At 73.0% G+C, this 3,495-nt stretch carries 2 protein-coding genes; both read left to right on the forward strand.

The features are described 5' to 3' along the window. A partial coding sequence (locus tag GT042_RS17990; RefSeq protein ID WP_161309734.1) for a type I polyketide synthase occupies positions 1–1,983 on the forward strand: 1,983 nt, incomplete at its 5' end. Continuing rightward, a partial coding sequence (locus GT042_RS17995) for a polyketide synthase dehydratase domain-containing protein (RefSeq protein ID WP_202533047.1) occupies positions 1,980–3,495 on the forward strand: 1,516 nt, incomplete at its 3' end. The genes GT042_RS17990 and GT042_RS17995, both read left to right, overlap by 4 nt.

The following is a 3,495-nucleotide window of genomic DNA, read 5'->3' on the forward strand; positions in this document are numbered from 1 at the left end:
CCTCTCGCCGACGCGCTACGGGACGGTGACCGCGTGCGGGGGGTCATCAAGGGGAGCGCCGTCAACCACGGAGGCCGCAGCAGCGGACTCACCGTCCCCAACAGCACGGCCCAACACGACGTCATCTCGGCCGCGTTGGCGGACGCGGGGGCGGGGGTCGGCGTGGAGTCGATCGGGATGGTGGAGGCGCACGGGACGGGGACGAGTCTGGGTGATCCGATCGAGGTGGACGGCCTGACGCGGGCGTGGCGGCGGCAGACGGACCGTACGCAGTTCTGCGCGATCGGTTCGTTGAAGAGCAACATCGGGCATCTCGAACCGGCCGCCGGACTGGCGGGGTTGGTGAAGGTGCTCCTGGCGATGGAACACGAGCAGATCCCGCCGACCCTGCACGTGACCCGCCCCAACGATCACATCCGCTTCGAGGACACCCCGTTCTATGTGGCGGACCGGTCGATTCCCTGGCTGCGTAAGGACGGTGAGTCTCCTCGCCGGGCCGCGTTGAGCGCGTTCGGGATGGGTGGGGTCAACGCCCACGTCATCATCGAGGAGCCGCCGGTCGTCGCGGCGCGGCGGTCGGTGCCGCAGGACAGCCACGTGCTGCGGGTGAGCGGCACGACGGAAGAGGCCGTACGCGATCTGGCCACCTCCTACGCGCGTCACCTCGGCGCCGCGCCCGACGAGGATCCGGGTGACTTCACCTTCACCGCCAACACCGGGCGCGCCTCCCACCGCTACCGCACCGCTGTGACCGGGGCGAACGCCGGTGAACTCATCAGCGGCCTCACCGCCGTGGCGGAGAGCGGCCGGCCCGTGGGCCGCCTGGCCAACCAGCCCGAGACCGGCGCGTTCCTGTTCACCGGACAGGGCTCCCAGTACAGCGGGATGGGCCGGGGGCTCTACGCGACGGAGCCGCTGTTCCGCGCGGCGGTCGACGAATGCGCCGAGCTGGCGGGCCCGTTCTGTGAACGGCCTCTGCTCGACGTGCTGTTCGGGGACGGCGGTGACCAGGAGGCAATCGACCAGACACGTTTCGCCCAGGTCGGGATCGTGGCCGTACAGGTCGGGCTGGTGCGGCTGCTGGAGTCGTGGGGCATCCGTCCCGACCTGGTGATCGGCCACAGCGTCGGCGAGTTGTCGGCGGCCTGGGCCGCCGGCGTGCTGTCCCTGCCGGACGTGATGCGGTGGGCGGCGCTGCGCGGCCGGCTGATGCAGGCCTGCCCGACGGGCGGTGCCATGGCGGTGGTCCACGCCGACGCGGACTCCGTACGCACCGCACTGTCCGCGCATCCGGAGGTGGAGGCCGCGGCGTACAACGCTCCCCGGAGTGTGACGGTGAGCGGTCCCGAGGCGGCCGTGGAGGCGTTCTGCCGGGCCACGTCCCATCGGACCACGCGGCTGACGGTCAGTCATGCCTTCCACTCGGCAGCCATGGAAGGGGCCCTGGCCCCGTTCGCCGACGCGGTGGCGGCCACCCAACTGTCGTCCCCACGTGTTCCGTTGATCTCGACACTGTCCGGCGACTGGCACACCGCGTCCACGGTCACCGATCCGCGGGTGTGGGCGGAGTCGATCCGCCGCCCGGTCCTCTTCTCGGACGGCCTGGCGCGGGTGCGTGAGGCGGGGGCGCGGGTGTTCTGGGAGATCGGCCCGACGCCGGTCCTCACCACCTTGGGCCGGGCCTGTCTGCCGGACCCGGGGCTGCGGTGGTCGCACACGCTGCGGCGCGGCCACACGGACCAGCGGCAGCTCCACGACGCGCTGGTGACGCACTACAACCACGGCCAGGCAGAGGTCCGTTGGCACGCCGTCCACCAGGGCAAGGGCCAGCGCACCACCACCATCCCCACCTACCCCTTCGAGCGACGGCGCCTCACCGCGCCCAGCATCCTCACCGCACCCCTCCCGCCCACTGGAGAAACGCGCACCGGCGGACACCCTCTGTTCGACCGGCACTACGTGAACGGGAACGAGGCATCGTGACCTACCGGGTGGAGACGTACGAGAAGACCTTCGCCGGCACCGACTCCTTCATCGCCCAGCACCGGTCCGCCGGTACGGGGATCCTGCCGGCCTCGATGCAGCTGGAGATGGCCGTCCTCGGCCTGCTCCGGCGCGGGGAGTTCACCCCTCTCGAACTCACCGACCTCGCGTTCCTCCGGCCGTTCACCGTGCCCGACGACGGCCGGGGCACCGTCACCCTGGACGTGACCTTCGGCCCGCACCCCCGCTTCGAGGTGACGGCGGGCCCGGACCGCAAGGCGCTGTCCACCGGATCGGGTCGGCCGCTGCCGGCCGTCCCCGCTCCGCCGGCCGTGTGGCACGTCACCTGCGAGGAACGGCTCACGCCCGAGGCGCTGTACGGCAGTTGGTCGCGTCACGGCCTGGAGTACGGCCCCGACTTCCGTACCGTACGGGACCTGCGCGTCGGGGACGGAGTCGCCGAGGCCGTCCTGCGGTGTGACGCGGAACCCCTGCCCTGGTACGTCCACCCGCTCCTCGTGGACGGTGTGTTCCAGGTGGTGAGCTGCGCGCTCCAGGGTCCGGCGGAGCGGTCGGCTCCCGTGCCGCTGCTGCCGATCGGTGTGTCACGGTTCTCCCTCCTTCCCGGATTCGCCCGGCTGGCGGGCCCGGTGACCGTCCGCGTACGCCGTACCGCCGTGGAGGGCGCCTACTCCGTGGCGGACGCCCTGGTCCTCACCCCGTCGGGCGAGCCGGTCGCCGAGCTGACGGGCGTACGCATGCGCCGGATGCCCCCGGCGGTCCCGGCTGCCGCGTCTGTTTCGCCGGTCTTGTCGGTCTCGGCGGTCTCGGCGGAGAGCGCGGCGCTCGCCCGGCTCGCCACCCGGATCCAATGGGCGGAGGCCCCGGCGCCCGCGCCCCGCGAGCCCGTGACCGGGACGTGGGTGGTCCTGCACCACGGCGACACCGACGCCCTGGGGGTCCACACCGCCCGGGCTCTGCGGGCCGAGGGCGCCGAGGTGGTCGAGGTCGTACCGGAGGGTCGGGGAGGCGTGGGCGACGCGGGGGATGCGGGGGACGGCCGCCGGATCATGCCCGACATCGACGAGGACGCCTTCCGCCGCCTCTGGGAGGACATCGGCGAGCCCGTCGAGGGTGTGGTGCACCTGTGGAACACCGGGCCCGTCCGCCCGGCCCGCGAGGAGCTGCGCACGGGCCTGTACGGAGCCCTCGCCGCGGTCAAGACGCTGGGCGAACGACAGCGCAAGGCACGGTTCTTCGTGGTGACCGAGCACGCGCAGCCGGTGGCGGACGAGGACCGCCCGGTGCCTGAGCGAGCCGCGGTCTGGGGCTTGATCCGGACGGCCGCCGTCGAGTACCCGGGGCTGCGTCCGCGCCTGGTGGACCTCGGCCCGGTGGGCGGCGCGGAGGCCGCGGCCGGATCCGTGGCGGCGGCCCTGGCAAGGACCGCGTCGGCGGGTACGGCGTCGGCCGATGGGGTGCCGGCCGATGGGGTGCCAGCCGGAACAGCGC

The sequence above is a fragment of the Streptomyces sp. SID3212 genome, assembly GCF_009865405.1.
Lineage (GTDB): Bacteria > Actinomycetota > Actinomycetes > Streptomycetales > Streptomycetaceae > Streptomyces.